The 20,331-nt window shown below is 66.0% G+C and carries 18 protein-coding genes; 10 read left to right on the forward strand and 8 right to left on the reverse strand.

Annotated features, from left to right (window positions below; all coding sequences use genetic code 11):
* The first annotated feature begins 3 nt into the window (after positions 1-3).
* From F6X62_RS13535 to F6X62_RS13550, 4 genes are all read left to right on the forward strand, one after another.
* On the forward strand, positions 4-1,203 hold the full coding sequence (locus F6X62_RS13535; RefSeq protein WP_153773815.1) for an LLM class flavin-dependent oxidoreductase: 1,200 nt from the start codon (positions 4-6) through the stop codon (positions 1,201-1,203).
* 4 nt (positions 1,204-1,207) lie between these two features.
* Positions 1,208-2,761, forward strand: a complete 1,554-nt coding sequence (locus tag F6X62_RS13540) for an ABC transporter substrate-binding protein (RefSeq protein WP_153773816.1) — start codon at positions 1,208-1,210, stop codon at positions 2,759-2,761.
* A gap of 216 nt (positions 2,762-2,977) precedes the next feature.
* The gene (locus tag F6X62_RS13545; protein ID WP_153773817.1) at positions 2,978-5,530 is read left to right on the forward strand and encodes a TonB-dependent receptor plug domain-containing protein; all 2,553 of its coding nucleotides are present in this window, start codon (positions 2,978-2,980) and stop codon (positions 5,528-5,530) included.
* Positions 5,531-5,560: 30 nt separating this feature from the next.
* Positions 5,561-6,649: an LLM class flavin-dependent oxidoreductase gene (locus tag F6X62_RS13550; RefSeq protein ID WP_153773818.1), complete on the forward strand. Its 1,089-nt coding sequence runs from the start codon at positions 5,561-5,563 to the stop codon at positions 6,647-6,649.
* Positions 6,650-6,718: 69 nt separating this feature from the next.
* Here the strand turns inward: F6X62_RS13550 and F6X62_RS13555 are convergent, their stop codons facing one another.
* The 5 genes from F6X62_RS13555 to F6X62_RS13575 are packed head-to-tail and all read right to left on the reverse strand — an operon-like array spanning position 6,719 to position 11,155.
* A complete protein-coding gene (locus tag F6X62_RS13555; protein WP_153773819.1) occupies positions 6,719-7,474 on the reverse strand; it encodes an ABC transporter permease in 756 nt (251 codons plus the stop codon).
* Complete coding sequence (locus F6X62_RS13560; RefSeq protein WP_153773820.1) at positions 7,474-8,679, reverse strand: ABC transporter substrate-binding protein; 1,206 nt, start codon at positions 8,677-8,679, stop codon at positions 7,474-7,476. Before F6X62_RS13560 ends, F6X62_RS13555 begins: the two co-directional genes overlap by 1 nt.
* The gene (locus F6X62_RS13565; RefSeq protein ID WP_153773821.1) at positions 8,666-9,487 is read right to left on the reverse strand and encodes an ABC transporter ATP-binding protein; all 822 of its coding nucleotides are present in this window, start codon (positions 9,485-9,487) and stop codon (positions 8,666-8,668) included. The genes F6X62_RS13560 and F6X62_RS13565 overlap by 14 nt, the downstream gene beginning before the upstream one ends.
* Complete coding sequence (locus F6X62_RS13570; protein WP_153773822.1) at positions 9,484-10,548, reverse strand: acyl-CoA dehydrogenase family protein; 1,065 nt, start codon at positions 10,546-10,548, stop codon at positions 9,484-9,486. Before F6X62_RS13570 ends, F6X62_RS13565 begins: the two co-directional genes overlap by 4 nt.
* A gap of 46 nt (positions 10,549-10,594) precedes the next feature.
* Entirely contained in the window at positions 10,595-11,155 is a 561-nt protein-coding gene (locus F6X62_RS13575; protein ID WP_153773823.1) for a carboxymuconolactone decarboxylase family protein, read from the reverse strand.
* Between the two features lie 102 nt (positions 11,156-11,257).
* On the opposite strand from F6X62_RS13575, the gene F6X62_RS13580 reads away from it, so the two are divergent.
* From F6X62_RS13580 to F6X62_RS13595, 4 genes are all read left to right on the forward strand, one after another.
* Complete coding sequence (locus F6X62_RS13580) at positions 11,258-12,172, forward strand: AraC family transcriptional regulator (protein ID WP_153773824.1); 915 nt, start codon at positions 11,258-11,260, stop codon at positions 12,170-12,172.
* A 219-nt stretch (positions 12,173-12,391) separates the two neighbouring features.
* The gene (locus F6X62_RS13585; RefSeq protein ID WP_153773825.1) at positions 12,392-14,809 is read left to right on the forward strand and encodes a glucose/quinate/shikimate family membrane-bound PQQ-dependent dehydrogenase; all 2,418 of its coding nucleotides are present in this window, start codon (positions 12,392-12,394) and stop codon (positions 14,807-14,809) included.
* 78 nt (positions 14,810-14,887) lie between these two features.
* Entirely contained in the window at positions 14,888-16,138 is a 1,251-nt protein-coding gene (locus tag F6X62_RS13590) for a carbohydrate porin (RefSeq protein WP_153773826.1), read from the forward strand.
* A 106-nt stretch (positions 16,139-16,244) separates the two neighbouring features.
* On the forward strand, positions 16,245-16,862 hold the full coding sequence (locus F6X62_RS13595) for a LysE family transporter (protein WP_112898434.1): 618 nt from the start codon (positions 16,245-16,247) through the stop codon (positions 16,860-16,862).
* 3 nt (positions 16,863-16,865) lie between these two features.
* Here the strand turns inward: F6X62_RS13595 and F6X62_RS13600 are convergent, their stop codons facing one another.
* Genes F6X62_RS13600 through F6X62_RS13610 form a run of 3 tightly spaced genes read right to left on the reverse strand, consistent with a single transcriptional unit; the run spans position 16,866 to position 18,590 of the window.
* Positions 16,866-17,267, reverse strand: a complete 402-nt coding sequence (locus F6X62_RS13600; RefSeq protein ID WP_054890856.1) for a hypothetical protein — start codon at positions 17,265-17,267, stop codon at positions 16,866-16,868.
* Positions 17,268-17,319: 52 nt separating this feature from the next.
* Positions 17,320-18,072: an anti-sigma factor gene (locus tag F6X62_RS13605; RefSeq protein ID WP_151924832.1), complete on the reverse strand. Its 753-nt coding sequence runs from the start codon at positions 18,070-18,072 to the stop codon at positions 17,320-17,322.
* Positions 18,069-18,590, reverse strand: coding sequence for a sigma-70 family RNA polymerase sigma factor (locus F6X62_RS13610; protein ID WP_054890858.1), 522 nt, complete (start codon positions 18,588-18,590; stop codon positions 18,069-18,071). The genes F6X62_RS13605 and F6X62_RS13610 overlap by 4 nt, the downstream gene beginning before the upstream one ends.
* 130 nt (positions 18,591-18,720) lie before the next feature.
* Here F6X62_RS13610 and F6X62_RS13615 point away from each other — a divergent pair, with 130 nt between their 5' ends.
* A complete protein-coding gene (locus F6X62_RS13615; protein WP_153773827.1) occupies positions 18,721-19,767 on the forward strand; it encodes a catalase family peroxidase in 1,047 nt (348 codons plus the stop codon).
* The gene (locus F6X62_RS13620; protein ID WP_125929736.1) at positions 19,764-20,297 is read left to right on the forward strand and encodes a cytochrome b; all 534 of its coding nucleotides are present in this window, start codon (positions 19,764-19,766) and stop codon (positions 20,295-20,297) included. The genes F6X62_RS13615 and F6X62_RS13620 overlap by 4 nt, the downstream gene beginning before the upstream one ends.
* Positions 20,298-20,331 lie beyond the last annotated feature (34 nt).

Consider the following 20,331-nt stretch of genomic DNA (forward strand, 5'->3'; position numbering starts at 1 on the left):
GGCATGAGCATCGAGTTCTTTACCCGCCTGCCACTGCATGGCGAAACCCAGTTTCTTCCCGGCGACAGCCGCAACCGCGGCGACTGGCACCCGGGCGGGCCGAGCACCGGCGCGGTATCGGGGTTCGCCGTGGGTGATCACTTCACCTACATCGACTACCTCGGCCAGGTGGCCCGCGCAGCCGAGATCAACGGCTTCGGCGGCGCGCTGATGGTCAACGCCCCCAGCGGCGAGGAGCCCTGGACGGTGTGCTCGCTGCTGGCCCGCGAGACCCGGACACTGAAGTTCGTCACGGCCTTCCAGCCCTATCACTACACGCCCTGGGTCGCGGTGCAGCAGGCGGCGACCTACCAGCGAGCCACCGGCAACCGCCTGGTCTGGAACATCATCAACGGCGGCTCGGACGCGATCCAGCGCCAGGTCGGCGACTACGAAAGCCACGATGACCGTTATGCGCGCGCCACCGAGTTCATGGATGTCGTCAGGGGTTACTGGCACAACGAGCAGTTCCACTACGACGGGAAGTACTACCACGCCGACGGCGGTGGCCTGCGCGGACCGCTGAAGAAGGCCGAGTTGCCGTTGATCTGCACCGCCGGCTCGTCGGTCGCGGCGCGTGAGTTCGCCGCCAAGCATGCCGACTTCTACCTGATGCGCGCCGAGCACCCGGACGAAATCGCCGCGCTGATCGCCGACATCCGCGCCCGCGCATTGAAGTACGGACGCAACGACATCCGCTTCGGCCTGTCGATCGATGTGATCGCCCGCGAGACCGAGACCCTGGCCCGCGCCGAGGCGCAGCGCTTCTTCGACGAAGGCATCGCCAAGGGCGCGGTCAAGGCCAGGGCCGCCCACGCTGGCCTGCGCACGGCACGCAAGCTCAGCTACGAGCAAGGCTTTACCGACAAGGGCGATACCCCCGGCATCGACGACTTCTTCATCCATCCGAATGTCTGGACCGGCTTCGGCTACATCGGCATCCCACCCGGCTGCGCCCTGGTCGGCAGCTACGAGAACGTGGTGGCGCGGATCCGCGAGTACAACGCCATCGGCGTCGACCTGTTCTTCCTCGCCGGCTACCCGCACCTGGAAGAGGCCTATCGGATCGGCGAGCACATCCTGCCGCACTTCCGTGGCGAGCGCGCCGCCCTCGCCCGCCTGCCTGAAACGCCCGTGCAACTGCACGCGGCCAACGGAGCCTGAGCCCATGACCAGGGACGGTTACCCCCTGAGCCGGCGCAGCTTCCTCGGCCATACCGGCGTGCTGGCGGGCGGGCTGCTGGTCGGTTGCGGCCCCAGCGACACCCCGGCCACCGCTGTCGCCGACCAGCCACGCCACGGCGGGCGCCTGCGCCTGGGTGTCATCGACGGCAACCAGAGCGGCAACCTCGACGCCCACAAGCCCATCGGCAGCGGCATCGTGCGAGGCTTTGCGCTGTACAGCAAACTGTGGGAATGGGACGAGCAGATGCAGCCGCGCCTGGCCCTGGCCGAGTTCGCCGAGCCCAACGCCGATGCCAGCGGCTGGACCCTGCGCCTGAAGCAGGGCCTGGAGTTCCACCATGGCAAGACCATCGATGCCGACGACCTGATCTTCTCCATCCGCCGCCTCACCGATCCGCAACTGGCCTCGCCCTATGCAGCGCTGCTGCACTGGGTCGATCGTGACCATCTGGAGAAGCTCGACGAGCGCACCGTGCGCCTGCGTTTTCGCGAAGGCCGTAGCTACCTGCCGCTGCCCGAGACCTGGGTCAATTTCGGCGGCATCGTGCCGGTGGACTACCATCCGGTCAGCAATCCAGTCGGCGCCGGGCCGTTCAAGCTCAAGAGTTTTACCCCTGGGCAACGCTCGCTGTTCACCCGTTTCGACAACTACTTCAAGCCGAACAAGCCTTACGCGGACGAGTTGGAGATCATCGACTTCAAGGATCAGACCGGGCGCCTGGCGGCCCTGCGCGCCGGGCAGATCGACATGGCCAACGTCATGTCCACCGAGCACCTGCAGGTGCTGCAGGCCGACCCGCGGCTGACCCTGCTCAAGTCGGTGAGTGGCAACTGGCTGTCGTTCGACATGAACACCGCCAAGGCGCCGTTCGACGACCCACGGGTACGCGAGGCCTTCCGCCTGCTGGCTGACCGTGAGGAACTGGTACGCCGTGCGCTGAACGGTCAGGGTCGCGTGGCGAATGACCTGTACGCCCCCTTCGACCCAACCTTCAACAACGCCCTCGGCCCGCGGCCGCACGACCCGCAGCGGGCCGCGCAGTTGCTGCGCGAGGCAGGCCACGAACAGCTCGAGGTGGAGCTGGTGACGACACCCGGGCCGGGGCTCGCCTCGGCGCTGGTGCTGGCCGAGCAGGCCAAACGCATCGGCGTCACCCTCAAGGTGCGCCAGGTTGACCTGGCAACGTTCCAGGGGCCGCAGCGCGACGACTGGACCTTGAGCACCGGGGGCAGCATCGGTGCGCCGTTCCTGGCCAGCGCCATCCATACCGATGCGCCGTTCGCGGTGGCCAACAAGACCCACTTCCACGACGCGCAATTCAGCGAGGCGTTTCTCGCCGCCATGGCCCAGCCGGACCTGGAAAAGCGCAAATTGCTGGTGCATCGCGCGCAAGAGATCCAGTACCAGCGCGGCGGGATGCTGATCTGGGGTTACGCCGACCTGCTCGACAGCGTCAGCAACCGCGTCGGCGGGGCGCAGCCGGAGCGCTCGCTGTTCAGTACCTGGCGGTTCGAAAGTTTGTGGCTCAAGTCATGATCACGCGCTGTCTGGGCCGGCCCTATCGCGGGACAAGCCCGCTCCCACCGATACCCCACCGATCTCCCAGACCACGGGGTACCTGTGGGAGCGGCGGTTTGGCGCGCCGACTTGTCCCGCGATAGGGCCGGCACAACCCCCACATAACCCCAAAAACAACCGCAGGCGCGGCTGCGCCCCACCTCCATTCCACCTTACCCGAACGAGGCCCACTCCATGCCCCGCGCAGCCCTGCACCCTGCATTCGCCCTGCTGGCCCTGGCCAGCACCCCGTTGCTGGCCGACGACACGGTCCTGCAAACCGTCACCGTCCAGGCCGAACAACCCGACGACGACGCCCTGCCCACTCGCCCACCCTCATCGATCTACGGCGGCCTCGAAGCCAAGGTGCTCGACACCCCACGTTCGGTCACCCAGGTCAACGCCGAGCAACTGGCTCGCGACCCGATCCGCAGTGCCGACGACCTGGTCAAGTACGCCCCCGGCATCACCCGCGGCGGCGGCCAGAACGCCGGTATCGCCCCGCAGATGCGCGGCCAGAACAGCGAAGTGTTCCAGGACGGCCAGCGCGCCTATGGCGTACGCCACCCTGCCAACTTCAACGCCTATGAGGGCGCCGACATCGTGGCCGGCCCCTCCTCGGTCACCTACGGCTCGGTCAGCGGCAGCGGCGGCTACGTCAACTACCTGAGCAAGAAGCCCGACTTCGAACGTTTTCGCACCAAGCTCTCCGGCGAAATCGGCAGCTGGATCCCCGACGGCGAATCGCGCGATGCGACCAAATTCAGCATCGACAACACCGGCCCAATCAGCGACAACCTCGCCTACCGGGTCAGCATCACCCGCCAGCGCCAGGAAGACTTCTACGACAACGTCGAGAACAACTTCGACGCCTTCTACGGCGCCCTGGCCTTTCGCAACGACCATGTGCGCGTGGACTGGAACGCCGCCTACGACGATTACTACGACTACAACATCACCCACGGCTGGAACCGCGCCACCCAGGACCTGGTCGACCACGGCAAGTACTACGCCGGCCGCGCCACACCGATCATCCAGAACGGCAATACGCTGTGGTCGCCGGTGCTGTCCTCCGGTGCCAGCGACGCCCAGGTGCTGGGCTGGGTGCAACGCCAGCGCAATGCCCAAGGGCAGTATTCGGTGGTCAACGGCAGCTTCCAGGGCGCCTCGCCCAACACCCAGGCCAACCCCGGCAGCCTGCGCGGCTGGGTCTACGACCCGTCGCTGGAAGGCAACGGCCTGACCTCGCTGTCGTCGCAGACCGGCCAGCGCGCCCAGGATGAGAACCGCTCAAGACGCTTCACCACGCAACTGCGCATCGAAGGAGAGCTGACACCGTCGATTACCCTGGCCAACAGCACCTTCTACCAGCACTCCACCGACACCACCGATGCGGTAGGCGCCTTCCAGGTCCAGGGCAAGGACGACATCTTCGACAACCGCTTCGAGTTCCGTGCCCGCGGGCAATGGCAGCTCGGCGGCCTGACCCTGGTCGACGACAGCAACAGCGGCCTGATCTATCGCCGCGAATCGAACCAGTCGATCGCCGCCAACAACAGCTTCGGCTCGACCATCAACGCCTACGACCTGACCCAGGACCCGCGCCTGAAAAACCCAGGCGACCTGCTCGGCCTCGCCGGTCGCAACCCCGCCGGCGGCAACGCGGCCTGGATCGGCCAGCCCGGTGTGGCGCAGTTCTCCAACCTCTACGGCTGGCTCAACCTGTCGGCCATGTACCCGGCCGGGCATGGCTTGTACGCCGAATCCATCGCGCCGTATACCGCCGACAGCACCTGGACCACCAAGACCCTGTTCAGCCAGCACAACCTGCGCCTGGGCGAACGTGCAGGCCTGAACATCGGCGCCAGCCGCAGCTGGATCGACGCACGCATCGAGAACCCCTTCGTGGTCAATGGCGCCAGCCAGCGCAAGGATGCAAACAACTACCGGCTGTTCTCGGTCCAGGTCAGCCCCTACGTCAAGCCCACCGACAACAGCACCCTGTACTACACCTTCGACCGCTCGCTGGCGGTCAACACCGGTTTCTTCACCAACGGCCTGGGCTGGGGCAGCGGCGCCGGCGCCAACCAGCTCAACCCCCTGGCGTTCCAGAGCCTGAGCGTATTGCACGAGCTTGGGCTGAAGGTCGAAGCCGTGCCCGATCAGTTGTTCCTGACCCTGGCGGCCTATCGTCAGGCCCGCGACCAGGCGCCGGACAGCAACAACAACATCGCCCGGCTGATCGTCAAAGGCCTGGAAGCGACGCTGCGCTACCAGGACGAACACCTGCGCGGAGGCCTCAATCTCAGCCGCATCAGCGCCTACAACGAGTTCACCAGCCAGGCCGGCTTCGCCTCTGCCGGGTTCATTCCCGACAACGGCACCGTGTTCGGCGACAACAACAGCCTCAACCAGCGCCCCTCGGGCAAGTTCGATGCCGTGCAGATCCCCGAGTACAACGCCGGGGGCTATGTGGACTATCGCTTCGACTCAGGCTTTGGCGTGGAGCTGTCCGGCTGGTGGACCAGCAGCTGGTACCTGAACCTGAGCAAGACGGTGAAGGTGCCCGACGAATACAACCTCGACCTGGCCGTGTACTACCGCCAGCCGCAGTGGGGGGTGACGCTGCGCATGCTCAACGTTACCGACGAGCTGAATTTCGTCAGCGGCCTGGCCGGCTCCACCAACACCTTCCTGCAACCCATGCCGGGCCGAACCCTGCTGGCACAGGTCGATTACCAGTTCTGACCCTCAACCCCACACCCGGGAGGCTTTGCCATGTCCATCGAATTCGTCGGTATGATCTTTCCCCGCCAGTGGTCCGAGACTCGCGGCGTACGCACGCCCGACTTCGACCTGCCGTTCATTCGTCATCATGCCCGCGCCCACGAGCACGCCGGGTTCGACCGGGTGCTGATCGCCAGCGGCCCCGGCAGCGCCGACAGCTTGCAGATCGCCGCCTACGCCGCCGCGCACACCGAGCGCCTGGGCTTCATGATCGCCCACCGCCCGGCCCTCACCGCCCCGACCGTGGCGGCGCGCGCCTTCGCCACCCTCGACCACACCACCGGCGGCGGGCGTATCCGCCTGCACGCGATTACCGGGATCACCGCCGAACCCCAGGAAGGCGACACCCTGCTGGACAAGACCGAACGCTACCAGCGCACCGACGAATACCTGGAAATCGTCCGCCGCACCTGGACCGCCGAAGCGCCGTTCGATTTCGAGGGGCGCTACTTCAACATCAAGGGCGCGTTCTCGCCGGTCAAGCCGCTGCAACAGCCGCACATCCCGATCTCGTTCGGCGGCTCGTCGGACATCGCCTACCAGATCGCGGTCAAGCACGCCGACCTCTACGCCCTGTGGGGCGAGCCGTTGAGTGGCGTGGCCGAGCAGATCGCCAAGCTCAAGGCGGCCGCCAGCAGCGCCGGGGTGGCAGCGCCGCGGGTAAGCCTGTCGGTACGCCTGATCCTCGGTGCCACCGAGGAGCTGGCATGGCAGAGAGCGGAGCAGATCCTGGCGCAGATCAAGGCCAACCCGCAGTTCGCCGCCGACAGCCCGTGGAGCAAGCGCATCAAGGGCACCGGCTCCGAGCGCCTGCTCGCTGCTGCAGCACGCGCAGACCGGCATGATCGTGCTCTGTGGATGCCGACCGCGACCGCGGTCGGTGCCTATGGCGACACCACTGCGCTGGTCGGCACACCGGAAACGGTGGCGCAGGCCCTGCTCGACTATGTCGACCTGGGCGTGACCACCTTCCTCAACCGTGGCTACGACCCGCTGTACGACACCGTGGACTATGGACGCTGGGTGATTCCGGCGGTGCGAGAAGAAGTGCGGCGACGCCAGGCCCGCATCACACGCTGACCGTCAGCGCCGCCACAGGTGGGGCGCTGCCCGGTGTGCGGCGCCCAACCTGCGGGCGCCAGCAACATCTCAGGCATGTACCCAGCGCCGATGCAGCCCGCGCGCCAGCGCATCGAGCATGAAGCCCAGCACACCGATCAGCAGCACCATCGCCATCAGCTCCGAATAGGCCAGGCGGTCACGGGTGTCGAGGATGAAGTACCCAAGGCCCGCGCTGACCCCGAGCATCTCGCACGGCACCAGCACGATCCACAGGATGCCGATCGCCAGGCGCACACCGGTCAGCACATGGCCAATCACCCCTGGGATGATCACCTTGCACAGGGTTTCCCAGCGCGTGGCACTCAAGCTGCGCGACAACTGCAACCAGCGCGGGTCGAGCTGACGCACGCCTGCGGCGGTGTTGAGCAGGATCGGCCACAGCGCGGCGAACGCGAGGAGGAAGTAGATCGGCTGATCGCCCACCCCCATCAGCATCACCACCACCGGCATCCACGACAGCGGCGAGATCATCCGCAGGAACTGGAACGCCGGCGTGGTCGCCGCCTCCAGATGCCGGTAGCTGCCCACGAGCAAACCCAGCGGTACACCGATCAGCAGCGCCAGCAGCAGGCCGATGAGAATACGCTTGAGACTCACCCAGATGTGCCCGTAGACCTCGCCATGGCCCAGCAGCTCGACCAGGCTCTCCAGCGTCGCCTGGGGCGAGAAACGCGCCGACAGGCCGTCGGCCTCGCCGAACACCCGCACCCCCGCCCACCACAACAGCAACAGCACCGCCAGCCCGGCAAGGCCCAGCGCACCATGTACGACATGCTTGCGCATCAGACCGCGAACTCCTCGCTACGCTCGAAGTTGTCGGCGATGCCGAACACCGACGGGCCACCCACGGCGGCGATGGCGTTGCGCACGAAGCGGTCGTCCACCAGGTCGCGCGCGGTCTGCGCCGGATCCAGCCCGGCGAGGAAGCCGCTCTCGCCCTCGATCAGGGTGTTCTTCAAGCGCTTGACCAGCTCCTCGGTGTAGCTGGGGAACGGGTACGGCTGGAAGTCGATGCGCTTTTCGTCCCACTGCTGATGCTGGATCGCACCGCTGGCGATGTAGCCGGCGCGGTCTTCGGCCGAAGGCGCCAGGACCTTGGTCAACACCGCAGGCTCGTGCGGGGTGTATTTGTTGGGACCGGCCTTGGACAGCAACGCCGCGGCCTCGGCGCGGTGATCGCGGGTCCATTGCTGCGCCTTGACGATGGCGTTGACCACCTTCTGCGACCACTCCGGGCGATTGTTCAGGTCATGCTCGTGCATGAACACCACACAGCATGCATGGTTGCGCCAGACATCGCCGGTGAAGCGCTGCACGCGCCCGACCTTGAGATTCTCGGCCAGGGCATTGAAGGGTTCGGCGACGATGTAACCGGCGATGCGCTTGCTGGCGAGCGCTGGCGGCATGTCCGAAGGCGGCAGTACCAGCAGGTTGACCTCGTTGGCCGCCAGTTGCGCGTTGGCAGGCTTGGACACAGGCGTCAGGCCGTTGTCACTGAGCATCTGTTGCAACACCACGTTGTGGATCGAGTACCAGAACGGAATGGCGACGGTCTTGCCACCGAGCTGTTTCATGTCGGTGATGTCCGGCGCAACGGTCAGGCCCGAGCCACCGACGTGGTTCCAGGCCACGACCTTGGCCGGCACCTTGCTGCCATAGCGGGCCCAGACCGTCATCGGTGACAGCAGGTGAATCACGTTGACCTGCCCGGAGATGAACGCTTCGATCACCTGCGCCCAGCTGCGCAGCAGTACCGGACGCTCGGCCTTGATGCCTTCGGCCTCGAACAGGCCATTGTTGTGCGCCACCAGCAAGGGCGTGGCGTCGGTGATCGGCAGGTAGCCGATGCGTACCGGCGCGTCCGGCTCGGCGGCAGCGCGCGCCTGCAGGCTCGACAGCATCGGCAAGGCGCCGGCGGCGGTGAGCATGGCGCTGAGCTTGATGAAATCGCGACGCGACGTGGAAGAGCAGCAATCATCCATGCACATGGGCAGGCTCCGACGACAGGGGGGAAGTAGATGTTGAGGTGGGGCGGCTCGCCTGCCGTAGGGTTTTCAGGATCTCGATGCGCAGCGCGCCCAGCTCCTCGACCCGCTGCGCGCGCGGCTGCGGCAGGTCGATGTGCCATTGCCCGAGGGTGCGCGCCGGGTGGTTGCCCAGTAGCAGCACGCGATCGGACAACAGCAGGGCTTCGTCGATATCGTGGGTGATCAGCACCGCCGCAGTGTTGTGGGTGGCGATCAGTTGCAGCAGCAGTTGCTGCATGTCGGCGCGGGTCACTTCATCGAGTGCGCCGAAGGGCTCGTCCAGCAGCAGCACTTCGGGCTGGCGCGCCAGGCAACGGGCCAGCGCCGTGCGCTGGGCCATGCCGCCCGACAGCTGCGCCGGATACTGGCTGCGCGCATGGTTCAGGCCCACTGCCTCGATGGCGTGGTCGATCCGCGCACGACGCTCGGCCGCCGCCAGCGCAGGCTGACGGGCGAAATCGAGGCCAAAGGCCACGTTCTTTTCAAGGCTCAGCCAGGGCAGCAGGCTTGGATCCTGGAAGGCAACGGCCAGACGCGGGTGCGGCCCCTGCAGGGGCTCGCCGTGCAGTGACACCGCACCGCCACCAGGCTGCTGCAGACCGGCCAGCACGCGGAGCAGGCTGGACTTGCCGACACCGCTGGGGCCGAGGATGGTCACCACTTCGCCCGGCGACAGCTTGAGGTCGAACTGTTCCAGCACCGCCTGCCAGCCGCCCTCGCGGGGGTAGCCCAGGCTGATGGCGCGGGCTTCGAGCAACACGTCGGTCATACGTTCGCCGCCTGGCGTTGCAGTTCGGCGCGCAGTTGCACCAGGCTCGGCGTGACGATCGGCACGAAGGCCGACTCGCGCCAACGCCGGGCGAAGCCTTCGCCATAGGCGGTGAGATAAGCCTTGCCGCCGCTGGCCTGAAGCTCCATCTGCACCGCATCGGCGGCGCTTTCGGCCAGGGTGATGCGCAGCTTGAACAGTGCCGCGGGCTGGTTGAGGAAACGCCCGTCGAGCAGGCCCTGCTTGAGCTCGCCGACGGTATTCTCCAGGCGCTCGCGCAACACCTGTTCCGCTTCGGCGAGGAACGAACCGCGCCCTTGCAGGTGTTCGCGCACTTCATCCAGGGCGCGACGGGTCAGGCCGATGGACATGCCGCACTGCAGCGCCAGGAATGCCGGCCGCACCCGAGGCAGGAACTCGCGGGCGTTCTCGTGCAACAGCCAGGTCCGGTCCAGAGCGACCTGGTGGAACGCCAGCGCGGCGGTGCTGCTCGACTGCAGGCCCATCAGTTGCAGGTCGTCGGAACGCTCGAGGCCCTGACTGCTGGACGGGATCGCCAGCACGAAAGGTGCCTGGCCCGCTTCAGCCTCGATCGCCGCCGCTACCACGAAGCCACTCTTGCGCAGGTTGGTCACCCAGTGCAGGCGGCCTTCAAGGGTCCAGCCCTCGCCCTCGGCACGCGCCTGCACTTGCAGGGCTTCGATACCGGAGAGGAACTTCATGGCATTGGACAAGCCAGTGGCGCCGGCCAGTTCGCCGGTCAGCAGGTCTGGCAGCAGCCGCTCGCGCAAGGCCTGGTTGGGGCTGTGCAGCAGGTATTCGATGAAGGCCCGCTGCCCCCAGCAGACGAAGGCCGAGGCCAGCGAGCGGCTGGCGATGGCAGCGATGGCCTCCACGGCGTCGGTGACGTCACCGCCCGAGCCGCCAAGTGCCGGATCGACGCCAACCCGCAGCAACTGCGACTCGGCGATTTGGGCCAGCACCAGGTGCGGGTCGCACTGGCCCTGGTCGATTGCCTCGGCATTGGCATCCAGCCATTGTCGAAATGCAGAATCAAGCATGTCCCTACTCCTTTGAAAACGCCGGCGCGCCGGCACCAGGCGTGGATTACGCCGAAGGCTGCCAGCGGTACTTGCTCAACTCGTCGTTGAGCGGCGTCTGGGCGAACACATTAGCAAAGTTGCACAGGGTTGCGAGACTCACGCCCAGAATCACTTCCAGAGCATTGCCTTCGCTGAAACCTGCATCGCGGAAGGCCTGATAGGTGGCATCGCTGACATTGCCACGGGTGGCGATGACTTCACGGGCGAACTCGGCCAGGGTTTCGTAGCGCGCATCAGGCAGCTCGCCACGCGCACGCAGGGCATCGACCACCTCCTGCGGCAGCTTGGCCTTGTTCAGGGCCACGGCGGTGTGGCCGGCAACGCAGAAGTCGCAACCGTGCTTGGTAGCAGCGATCAGTTGCACCACTTCGCGCTCGGCCAGGGTCAATTCGGACTTGCCGTTGAGGGCCGAAACCGTGACGTAGGTTTCCAGGGCCGCCGGGGCGTTGGCGAGAATGCCCAGCAGGTTGGGGATGAAGCCGGAATTCTTCTGGGCGGCTTCAAGGAAGGGACGTGCAGCTTCCGGGGCGCTCTGCAGAGTGTGTAGAGTAATGCGCGAGGACATGGAGTAGTCTCCTTTGATGTGTGTCCATACAGTCTGTTGGTTATAAGAAATAGCATCCATATTCATCAGTCGCCTTTCCTTGCTCCTGAGTCTTTGCATTAGATGATTTCGTCCTGCCACCTTGTCGATTGGTTATTAGAGGGCCTGGAGCTCGACGCCAGCCTCTTTCATGTCGGCCGCTACTGCGGCGGCTGGCATGCGAGCACCCAGGGCATGGGCCGGGCCAGCTTCCACCTGGTGGTTCAGGGGCACTGCTGGCTGCACATCGACGGGCAAGCGGAGCCGATCCGCCTGGACAGCGGTGATGCGGTGTTTTTGCTGCGCGACCTGGCCTACAGGCTTTCCAGCGACGCCGACCCCGTCGATGCCTGCGCCCAGCCGCGGCGCACCATGCAAGCGCTGGAACTCGACGCAGGGGATGGCGTGGGCCTGGTGTGCGGGTTCTTCCAGTTCCAGTCGGGGCTGTCGTCGCTGATCGTCGAAGGGCTGGCCGACTGGATCCTGCTGCGGGCCAACGATCCGGCCGGCAGCGCCGCGCGAGCACTGTTCGAACTGATCCTGGAAGAGTGCCGCCGCCAGCCGACACCGTCGCAGACGTTGCTCGAACGCCTGACCCACCTGCTGTTCCTCTATGTGCTGCGCCAGCAGGCAAATGGCGGCCAATCGCTGGGCGGGCTGATCGCCCTCGCCCGCCAGCCGGCCTTTGCCGACCTGCTCGAACGCCTGATCGAAGACCCGGGCCAGAGCTGGTCGCTGGAGAGCATGGCGGCCTGCACCGGGCTTTCGCGTTCGGCGTTCTTCAAGCGTTTCAACGAACTCGCCGGGCAGTCGCCGGGCCAGGTGCTGCTGGCCTTGCGCATGCGCCATGCCTGCCAGTTGCTGCGCGCAGGCAATACCGTGGAACAGGTCGGCGCCCAGGCGGGCTATCAATCCGTGGCGGCCTTCACCCGGGCATTCGCCAAGGCGATCGGCATGCAGCCGGGGGCCTACCGCAAGCAACACGAACTCAAACGCTGATTCCGACGTAATGCGACCTTGCGCATGCGACGTTGGTCGAATGTGTAAGCAATGTCGTTCGCCCAAAGTTAGCTACATTTAGCCGCTGGATTACTGGTTTTTCCCGAAGAAAAGCTTGTAAGCGCCTGCGACAATCCGTCACCGAATAAAATGTACTAACTTGTTAATTAGCTTGCTAAGGGCTTAGACTTCACGCATTCCACCTGCGAGATCCCTGGCATGAACGACACACCCCGCGCTTCTGGCGCCTCCACATTCCTCCTGGTCGGGTTGGGCGTGATCATCGCCCTGCTCGGTCTGCTCCTGGCCGCAGGCGGCGTCAAGCTGGTCGGCCTGGGCGGTTCCTGGTACTTCTTGATCGGCGGCCTGGCGATGGCCATCGCCGGCCTGCTCATCGCCCGTCGCAAGCCTGCCGGCGCATGGCTCTACGCCGTGTTCCTGCTCGGCACCGTTATCTGGGCACTGGCCGATGTAGGCCTGGTGTTCTGGCCGCTGTTCTCGCGGCTGTTCATGTTCGGCGCCATAGGCCTGGTGGTCACGCTGATCTATCCCCTGTTGGTGCGTGCCAACGGCGGCAGTCGCGGCCGACGCGCCTATGCTTTGGCTGCAGCACTGGCAGTGGTACTGGCCATCGCCGCAGGCAATATGTTCGTCGCTCACCCCAGCGTCGCACCGACCGGCAACGGCCCTGGCCTGACCGCCGTGGAACCGGGCAAAGAGCAGAAGGACTGGGCGCACTACGGCAACACCGAAGGCGGCAGCCGCTTCGCCGCGCTGGACCAGATCAACCGCGCCAACGTCGACAAGCTCAAGGTGGCCTGGACTTACCACACCGGTGATGTCGCGATCAGCGACGGCAATGGCGCCGAAGACCAGCTCACCCCGCTGCAGGTCGGCGACAAGGTGTTCATCTGCACCCCGCACAACAACCTGATCGCCCTGGATGCCGACACCGGCAAGGAGCTCTGGAAAAACGCCATCAACGCGCAATCCAAGGTCTGGCAGCGCTGCCGTGGCCTGGCCTACTTCGATGCCACCGCGCCAATCGTCCAGCCGACCCAACCGCACAGTTCGCCGATCACCGTTGCCGCGCTGCCGGCGGGCGCCAACTGCCAGCGCCGCCTGCTGACCAACACCATCGACGGTCGCCTGATCGCGGTGGATGCCGACACCGGCGCCCTCTGCGAAGGCTTCGGCAACAACGGCCAGGTCGATCTGAAGGACGGCCTGGGTGACGTCCCGGATTCCTACTACCAGCTTTCCTCGGCGCCACTGATGGCTGGCACCACCGTGGTGGTCGGCGGGCGGGTCGCCGACAACGTCCAGACCGACATGCCCGGCGGCGTACTGCGCGGCTTCGATGTAATGACCGGGCAGATGCGCTGGGCCTTCGATCCGGGCAATCCGCAGGACCGCAACGCCCCCGCCGACGGTAGCACCTACGTGCGCAGCACCCCCAACAGCTGGGCGCCGATGTCGTACGATCCGGCGATGAACACGGTGTTCCTGCCGATGGGCTCCTCCTCCACCGACATCTACGGCGTGGAGCGCAGCAAGCTCGACCACACCTACGGTGCCTCGGTGCTGGCCCTGGACGCCACCACCGGCAACCAGAAGTGGGTCTACCAGACCGTGCACAACGATCTCTGGGACTTCGACCTGCCGATGCAGCCAAGCCTGATCGACTTCACCAAGGACGACGGCAGCACGGTGCCGGCAGTCGTGATCGGCACCAAGGCCGGGCAGATCTACGTGCTCGACCGCGCCACCGGTACACCGCTGACTCAGGTCGATGAAGTACCGGTCAAGCCGAGCAACATCCCCAACGAGCCCTACTCGCCGACCCAGCCCAAATCCGTCGGCATGCCGCAGATCGGCGCGCAGACCCTGACCGAGTCAGACATGTGGGGCGCCACCCCGTACGATCAACTGCTGTGCCGCATCGACTTCAAGAAGATGCGCTACGACGGCCTGTACACCGCCCCCGGCACTGACCTGTCGCTGAGCTTCCCCGGCTCGCTGGGCGGCATGAACTGGGGCAGCCTTTCGACTGATCCGGTGCACGGCTTCATTTTCGTCAATGACATGCGCCTGGGCCTGTGGATCCAGATGATCCCTTCGCAGAACAGTGGCCAGGCAGCCTCCGGTGGCGAGGCGCTGAACACTGGCATGGGTGCCGTGCCGCTCAAGGGCACGCCTTACGCGGTGAACAAGAACCGTTTCCTGTCGGTGGCCGGCATCCCCTGCCAGGCGCCGCCGTTCGGTACCCTCACCGCGATCGACATGAAGACCCGGCAGATCGCCTGGCAGGTGCCGGTCGGCACCGTCGAGGACACCGGCCCCCTGGGTATTCGCATGCACCTGCCGATCAAGATCGGCCTGCCGACGCTGGGCGGCACCCTGTCCACCCAAGGCGGCCTGGTGTTCATCGCCGGTACCCAGGATTTCTACCTGCGTGCCTACGACAGCAGCAACGGCAACGAGATCTGGAAGGCGCGCCTGCCGGTCGGCAGCCAGGGCGGGCCGATGACCTACGTATCGCCCAAGACCGGCAAGCAGTACGTGGTGATCACCGCCGGTGGCGCGCGACAGTCGACTGACCGTGGCGACTATGTGATTTCGTACGCCTTGCCATAGACCGCGTTGCTCCCTTCGCGTGCAAGTCGCTGCGGCCTGCACGCGAAGGGGCCCTCACAGACCATCCGAGACCCTGCAATGTCCCCCGCTTTTCGCTTGACCCCTCTTGTCTTCGCCCTGACCAGCACCGCTTCGCTCGCCGCCGACAACACCCTGACCGGTGACTGGGGCGGCCTGCGCCAGCAACTGGAAGAAGACGGCATCCACATCATCGGCGACTACAGCGGCGAGACCGCCTACAACGCCCACGGTGGCCTGCACCGCTCAGCGCGTTATTCGCAGAACCTCAAGTTGGGCGTGCAATTCGACCTGTCGAAACTGTATGGCCTGGACAACGGCGGCAAGGTCCAGCTCACCGTCAACGACCGCCGCGGCAACAGCGCCTCTGAAGACCTGGTCGGCAACCGTCTGCCGATCCAGGAGAACTACGGCGGCCTTTATACCCGCCTCACCGAACTGAGCTACGAGCGCAACCTGTTCACCCCGGCCTTGAACCTCAAGCTCGGCTACATGGCCATGGGCAACGACCTCGGCGGCCTGGACAGCGGCATCCTGTGCAATTTCATGAATGCCGGCTTCTGCGGCCACCCGCTGAACATGTCCGGTGGCAGCGGCTGGACCAACTACCCCAACGCGCACCTCGGTGCCCGGGTCAAATACGATCTCTCGCCCTCCTGGCAACTGCGCGTGGCGGCCTTCAACGTCGATCCGCAGAGCAACGGCAACTCCAGCCGCGCCTGGCACCTGGGGCCCAAGCACAGCACCGGCACCGTGGTGCCTGTGGAGCTGGTCTACAAGGTGCAGGGCGAACGGCCGGGCGAGTACAAGCTGGGCTACTACTACGACAGCTCCAACGTGAAGCGCATCGGCAGCGACCAGGACGTGGCCGGACGCAGTGGCCATTACCTGCTGGTCGACCAGGCGTTGTGGAACGACCCAGCCTCTGCGGGTCGCAGCCTGCATGCGTTCGGCCAATATTCAGCGTCGAGCAAGGCCGCCTCGCCCTTCACTCGCTGGTATGGCGCCGGTGTGGTGCTGTACAAGCCCTTCGAAGGACGACCGCGCGACACCCTGGCGCTGGGCTACGGGCGGGCGGTGCCGAATCCGCGCAGCCGTCAGTTGCTGGAAACCACCGCGCTGGATGCCGGGCGTGACTTCCCCGGCCTGGACAGCGCCGAGCAACTGATCGAACTCAGCTATGGCTACCAGGCCACGCCATGGCTGAACCTGCGCCCGGATGTGCAGTACATCATCGAGCCGGGCGCCTTCTCCGGCGAAGCGATCGACAACGCGCTGGTCGTCGGGCTGCAGGTCAAGGCGACGTTTTGACCGGCAAGATCCGCTTCTGCAGGTTCCAGCGCATTCATGATGAGCCGCTATGCAAGGCGGGCGGAACGTGGCATATATCCTGGCATTCCCCCAGGAGAACTTTCCCATGCTCGGCGTAACCGACTACGGCGCCTTCGTCATCGCCTTCATCGTCCTCCTGGCCATTCCCGGCCCCGGCAACTTCGCCCTGATCACCGCGACCGGCAAAGGCGGGATCAAGGGCGGGCTGGCGGCGACCCTCGGGGTGATCCTCGGCGACCAGGTGCTGATGTGGCTGGCCGTTGCAGGCGTCGCCACCCTGCTCGCCGCCTACCCGGCGGCCTTTCACGTCGTGCAGTGGGCTGGCGCCGCCTACCTGGCCTGGCTCGGCCTGCGCATGGTGCTGAGCAAGCCCGGCACTGGGCCGCGTGAAAGCCGCATGGACAGCGGCCACTACCTGCGCCAGACCATGATGATCACCCTGCTCAACCCCAAGGCGATCATGTTCTACATGGCCTTCTTCCCGCTGTTCATCGATCCGGTACAGCATCAGGGCTTCATCACTTTCGCCTTCATGGCGGTGACGGTCGCCGGGCTGACCCTTCTCTACGGCCTGTTCGCGGTGCTGCTGACCCACCACCTGGCCGAGCGCATGCGCGCCAATCCGCGGGTCTCCAATCTGCTCGAGCGGCTGGCCGGTGCTTGTCTGGTCGGGTTTGGCATCAAGCTGGCGGCAATGCGCTGAGACTCAGGCACCGCCAAGCAGGTCGTGGGCATCGAGCAGCCGGAAGGCCACTTCCGGATTGCGCTCCAGGCCTTTGCGAATGGCGGCCGGGATCGACTGGCGGGTCTTGCGGCACAGCCCCGGCTGGTCGTCCAGCTCGATGACGAAGCCGCGCATGGTACGCACCTCGTTGTAGCCTGGTGCGATATGCACGCGAATGCCCAATTGCTCGTAGAGGCGTGACTGCAGGCGCTGCAGGTCTTCCAGGCTCTGGAGGTTTTCCAGACGTTCGAGCAGGCGCTTCTCCTCCTGGCGGTTGAGCAGAAGAATGCGTTGGGCCTGGGGTGGGTGCGCGTGCAACTGCTCGCGCCCGCAATCACAGGCGCCGGGAGGGCAAGGCTGGCGCAAGGCAGGTGTGCTGGACATGGGCCAAGCATAGCGCTTTCAAATGAAAGTTCGCCTCCCCTGGAAATCGTCGCTAGAGACTGACCCCCAGTACCTTGCGCAGCTGCTCGCTACGGGCATCATCCGCCGCACTGACCAAGGCGAAATTGTAGTCACCATGGGACCAGTAGCGCGCCTCGAGCTGCCCATCGACGCGCTGCCCGCTGGGCATCTGGTCGTAGCGCCCGCCTGGGGAGCGCATGAACAGGCTGATGCGTTCGCCTTTTTTGTCCTGGAACACCAACAATGCCGCCGGGCCGTCCTCGTTGGCCAGCAGGCGTGCACCCACAGGCTGGAAGCCGTATCCGCTGAGATCCGGCACCTGGCCGACCCGGTTGAAATGCCGCCCCAGCCACGACTGCAACTGCGCAGGGTCATCGGCCTGGACATCGAGGGCCGTGGCATCGGCGAACAGCTTGTGTGCCTGCACCGCGTCGGCCATCGGCAAATCGCCTGCCAGCATCGTCGATTCACGTGCCTGCCAGCCCCCTAGCCCGCCAAGCCCCAACGCCAGCAGCAGGACAGCGGCCGACGCGAAGCGCTGCTGGCGACGCTGACGCACCCGTCGTCGCAGGTGGGCGAGTTCCAGTTGCGGGTTGTGGGGCATGTCGTTGAAACCGGCAAGCGCCGCGCGCAGGCGCCGGGCATCGCTGCGCCAGGCCTCGATCCGCGCGGCCTGCTCCGGGTTGGCCGCAAGCCAGGCCTCGACCTCGGCCCGGCGTACAGGCTCCAGTTGGTCGTCGACAAAGGCGTGCAACTCTTGCTCGGTGGGGATCAGGCGAGTCATTTCAGTCTCCGCAAGGCCGGGGACGATGGCTTGCCCTCGGTCAGTTCACGCAACGCGGCACGGGCGCGCGACAAGCGCGACATGACGGTGCCGATCGGTATATCCAGGGCCTGGGCGACTTCCTTGTAGCTCAAGCCCTCGACGCTGACCAGCAGCAACAGTGCGCGCTGTTCGCTGGGCAGGCGGGCGAAGGCCTGCAGGTCGGCCTGGGCCAGCACGATGCTCTCGGTCTCGTAGCCCAGCGGCTCCTCGGCCTGCCCGCCGCGACCGAACCAGTTCAACCAGCGCGAGTGCAGGCGATCGCGGCGCTTGCCGTCGAGGAACAGCCGATAGAGGATGGTGAACAGCCAGGCACGCCGGTTCTGTTCCTCTCGCTGTTGACCGCTGCGGGTGAGCGCACGCTCGACGGTGGCCTGGACCAGGTCGTCGGCACTGCCGCTTTCGCGGGTCAGCCACAGGGCGAAGCGCCGCAGGCTTTGCAGCAGTTCGCGCCATTGTTGTTCATCCAGGTCATGCATGGTCAGGCCCCGGCCCCATGGGCTGTCAGTGTAATGGGCAGACGGGGCGCGACGAAATCTATTCCCGTCGAGGGAATAAATTTTTCGCTCCCACGTCATACCGGCTCATTCACTGACTCGGAACGTCACCATGAACACACCCCTGCAAGGCCCTGCCAAGGCCCTGCGCCTGGCCGCCATAGGCGCCACGGTCGTGGCGCTGGGTGCGGGCTTCGCCTATGCCGCCGGATGGATCGGCACCCCTGCCCTGACGCCACAGCGCATTATCGATACCTTCGAAGCCCAGGCCGGCCACCATCCCGGCTACCGCAAGAACCACGCCAAGGGCCTGTGCGTCAGCGGCTACTTCGAAAGCAGCGGCCAGGCGCAGGCGCTGTCGAGCGCGCGGGTATTCAGCCAGGCACGGGTGCCGGTGATCGGCCGCTTCGCCATCGGCGGTGCCAACCCCTACAGCCCCGACGCCGGCGTACCGACCCGCAGCCTGGCGGTCCAGCTGAGTACCGACGACGGCCAGGTATGGCGTACCGGCATGAACAATCCACCCGTGTTGGCGGTAAGCACCCCGCAAGCTTTCTATGAACTGGTCGTGGCCAGCGGCCCGAGCCCGGCCACCGGCAAACCGGACCCGGCCAAGCTGCAGGCGTTCTTCGCCGCCCACCCGGAAAGCGCAGCCTTTCGCCAATGGGCCGCCAGCGCCAAGCCCAGCGACAGCTTCGCCAACACCGACTACAACAGCATCAACGCCTTTCGCCTGATCGATGCCAGTGGCAAGGCGCAAGCCGTGCGCTGGCGCATGGTCGCGCAAACACCCTTTGCCCCTCTGCCCGCCCAGGTCGAGGACAACCTGTACCTGCAACACGACCTGCAACAACGCCTGAGCCAGGCGCCGTTGCGCTGGACACTGCGCCTGACCCTCGCCGAACCCGGCGACGCCATCGACGACCCGGCCAGCCAATGGCCCGACTCGCGCCGCAGCATCGATGCCGGCACCCTGGTGATCGACCACGTCGATGCACCTGAACAAGGCGCCTGCCGCGACCTCAACTTCGACCCGCTGATTCTGCCCAGCGGCATCGAAGCCTCCGCCGATCCGATCCTCGCCGCGCGCTCGGCCGCCTACTCGGAATCGTTCAACCGCCGCAGCCGTGAAAGCCTCGGCGCAGGAGCCCGCCCATGAAACCGTCCGCCTTCCACCCCCTGGCCCGCCTGGTGCACTGGCTCATGGCGATACTGATCCTGGCGATGCTGTTCATCGGCGTGAGCATGGTCGGCGACCTGTCGCCACGTCACCCCTGGCTGGTGGAGCTGCACAAGGCCACGGGCCTGGCGCTGCTGGCACTGGTGGTGCTGCGCATCATCCTGCGCCTGACCCTGCCGCACCCGCCACTGCCCGCCGACCTGCCACCGCTGCAGCGTTTCGCTGCCGGCGCCTCGCACCTGGCGCTGTACGGGCTGATGCTGGCCATGCCGTTGCTCGGCTGGGCGATGCTCTCGGCCGGCGGCTACCCACGGCCCTTGCAACTGCCGGCGATCATGCCTCACGACCTGCAGTTGTATGCCGTGCTGCGCCAAGCGCACGGCTGGGCGGGCTACCTGCTGTTCGTCACCATCCTGGCCCACCTCGGCGCAGCGCTGTTCCATGCACTGGTGCGTCGCGATGGCGTATTGCGTAGCATGTGGCCAGGGCCCTTGCGCCGCAGCGACTGAAAAACGCCTGCAGGCGGAATGGGGCCGATACCTT

Source organism: Pseudomonas sp. MNR3A (assembly GCF_009650575.1).
GTDB lineage: Bacteria > Pseudomonadota > Gammaproteobacteria > Pseudomonadales > Pseudomonadaceae > Aquipseudomonas > Aquipseudomonas machongensis.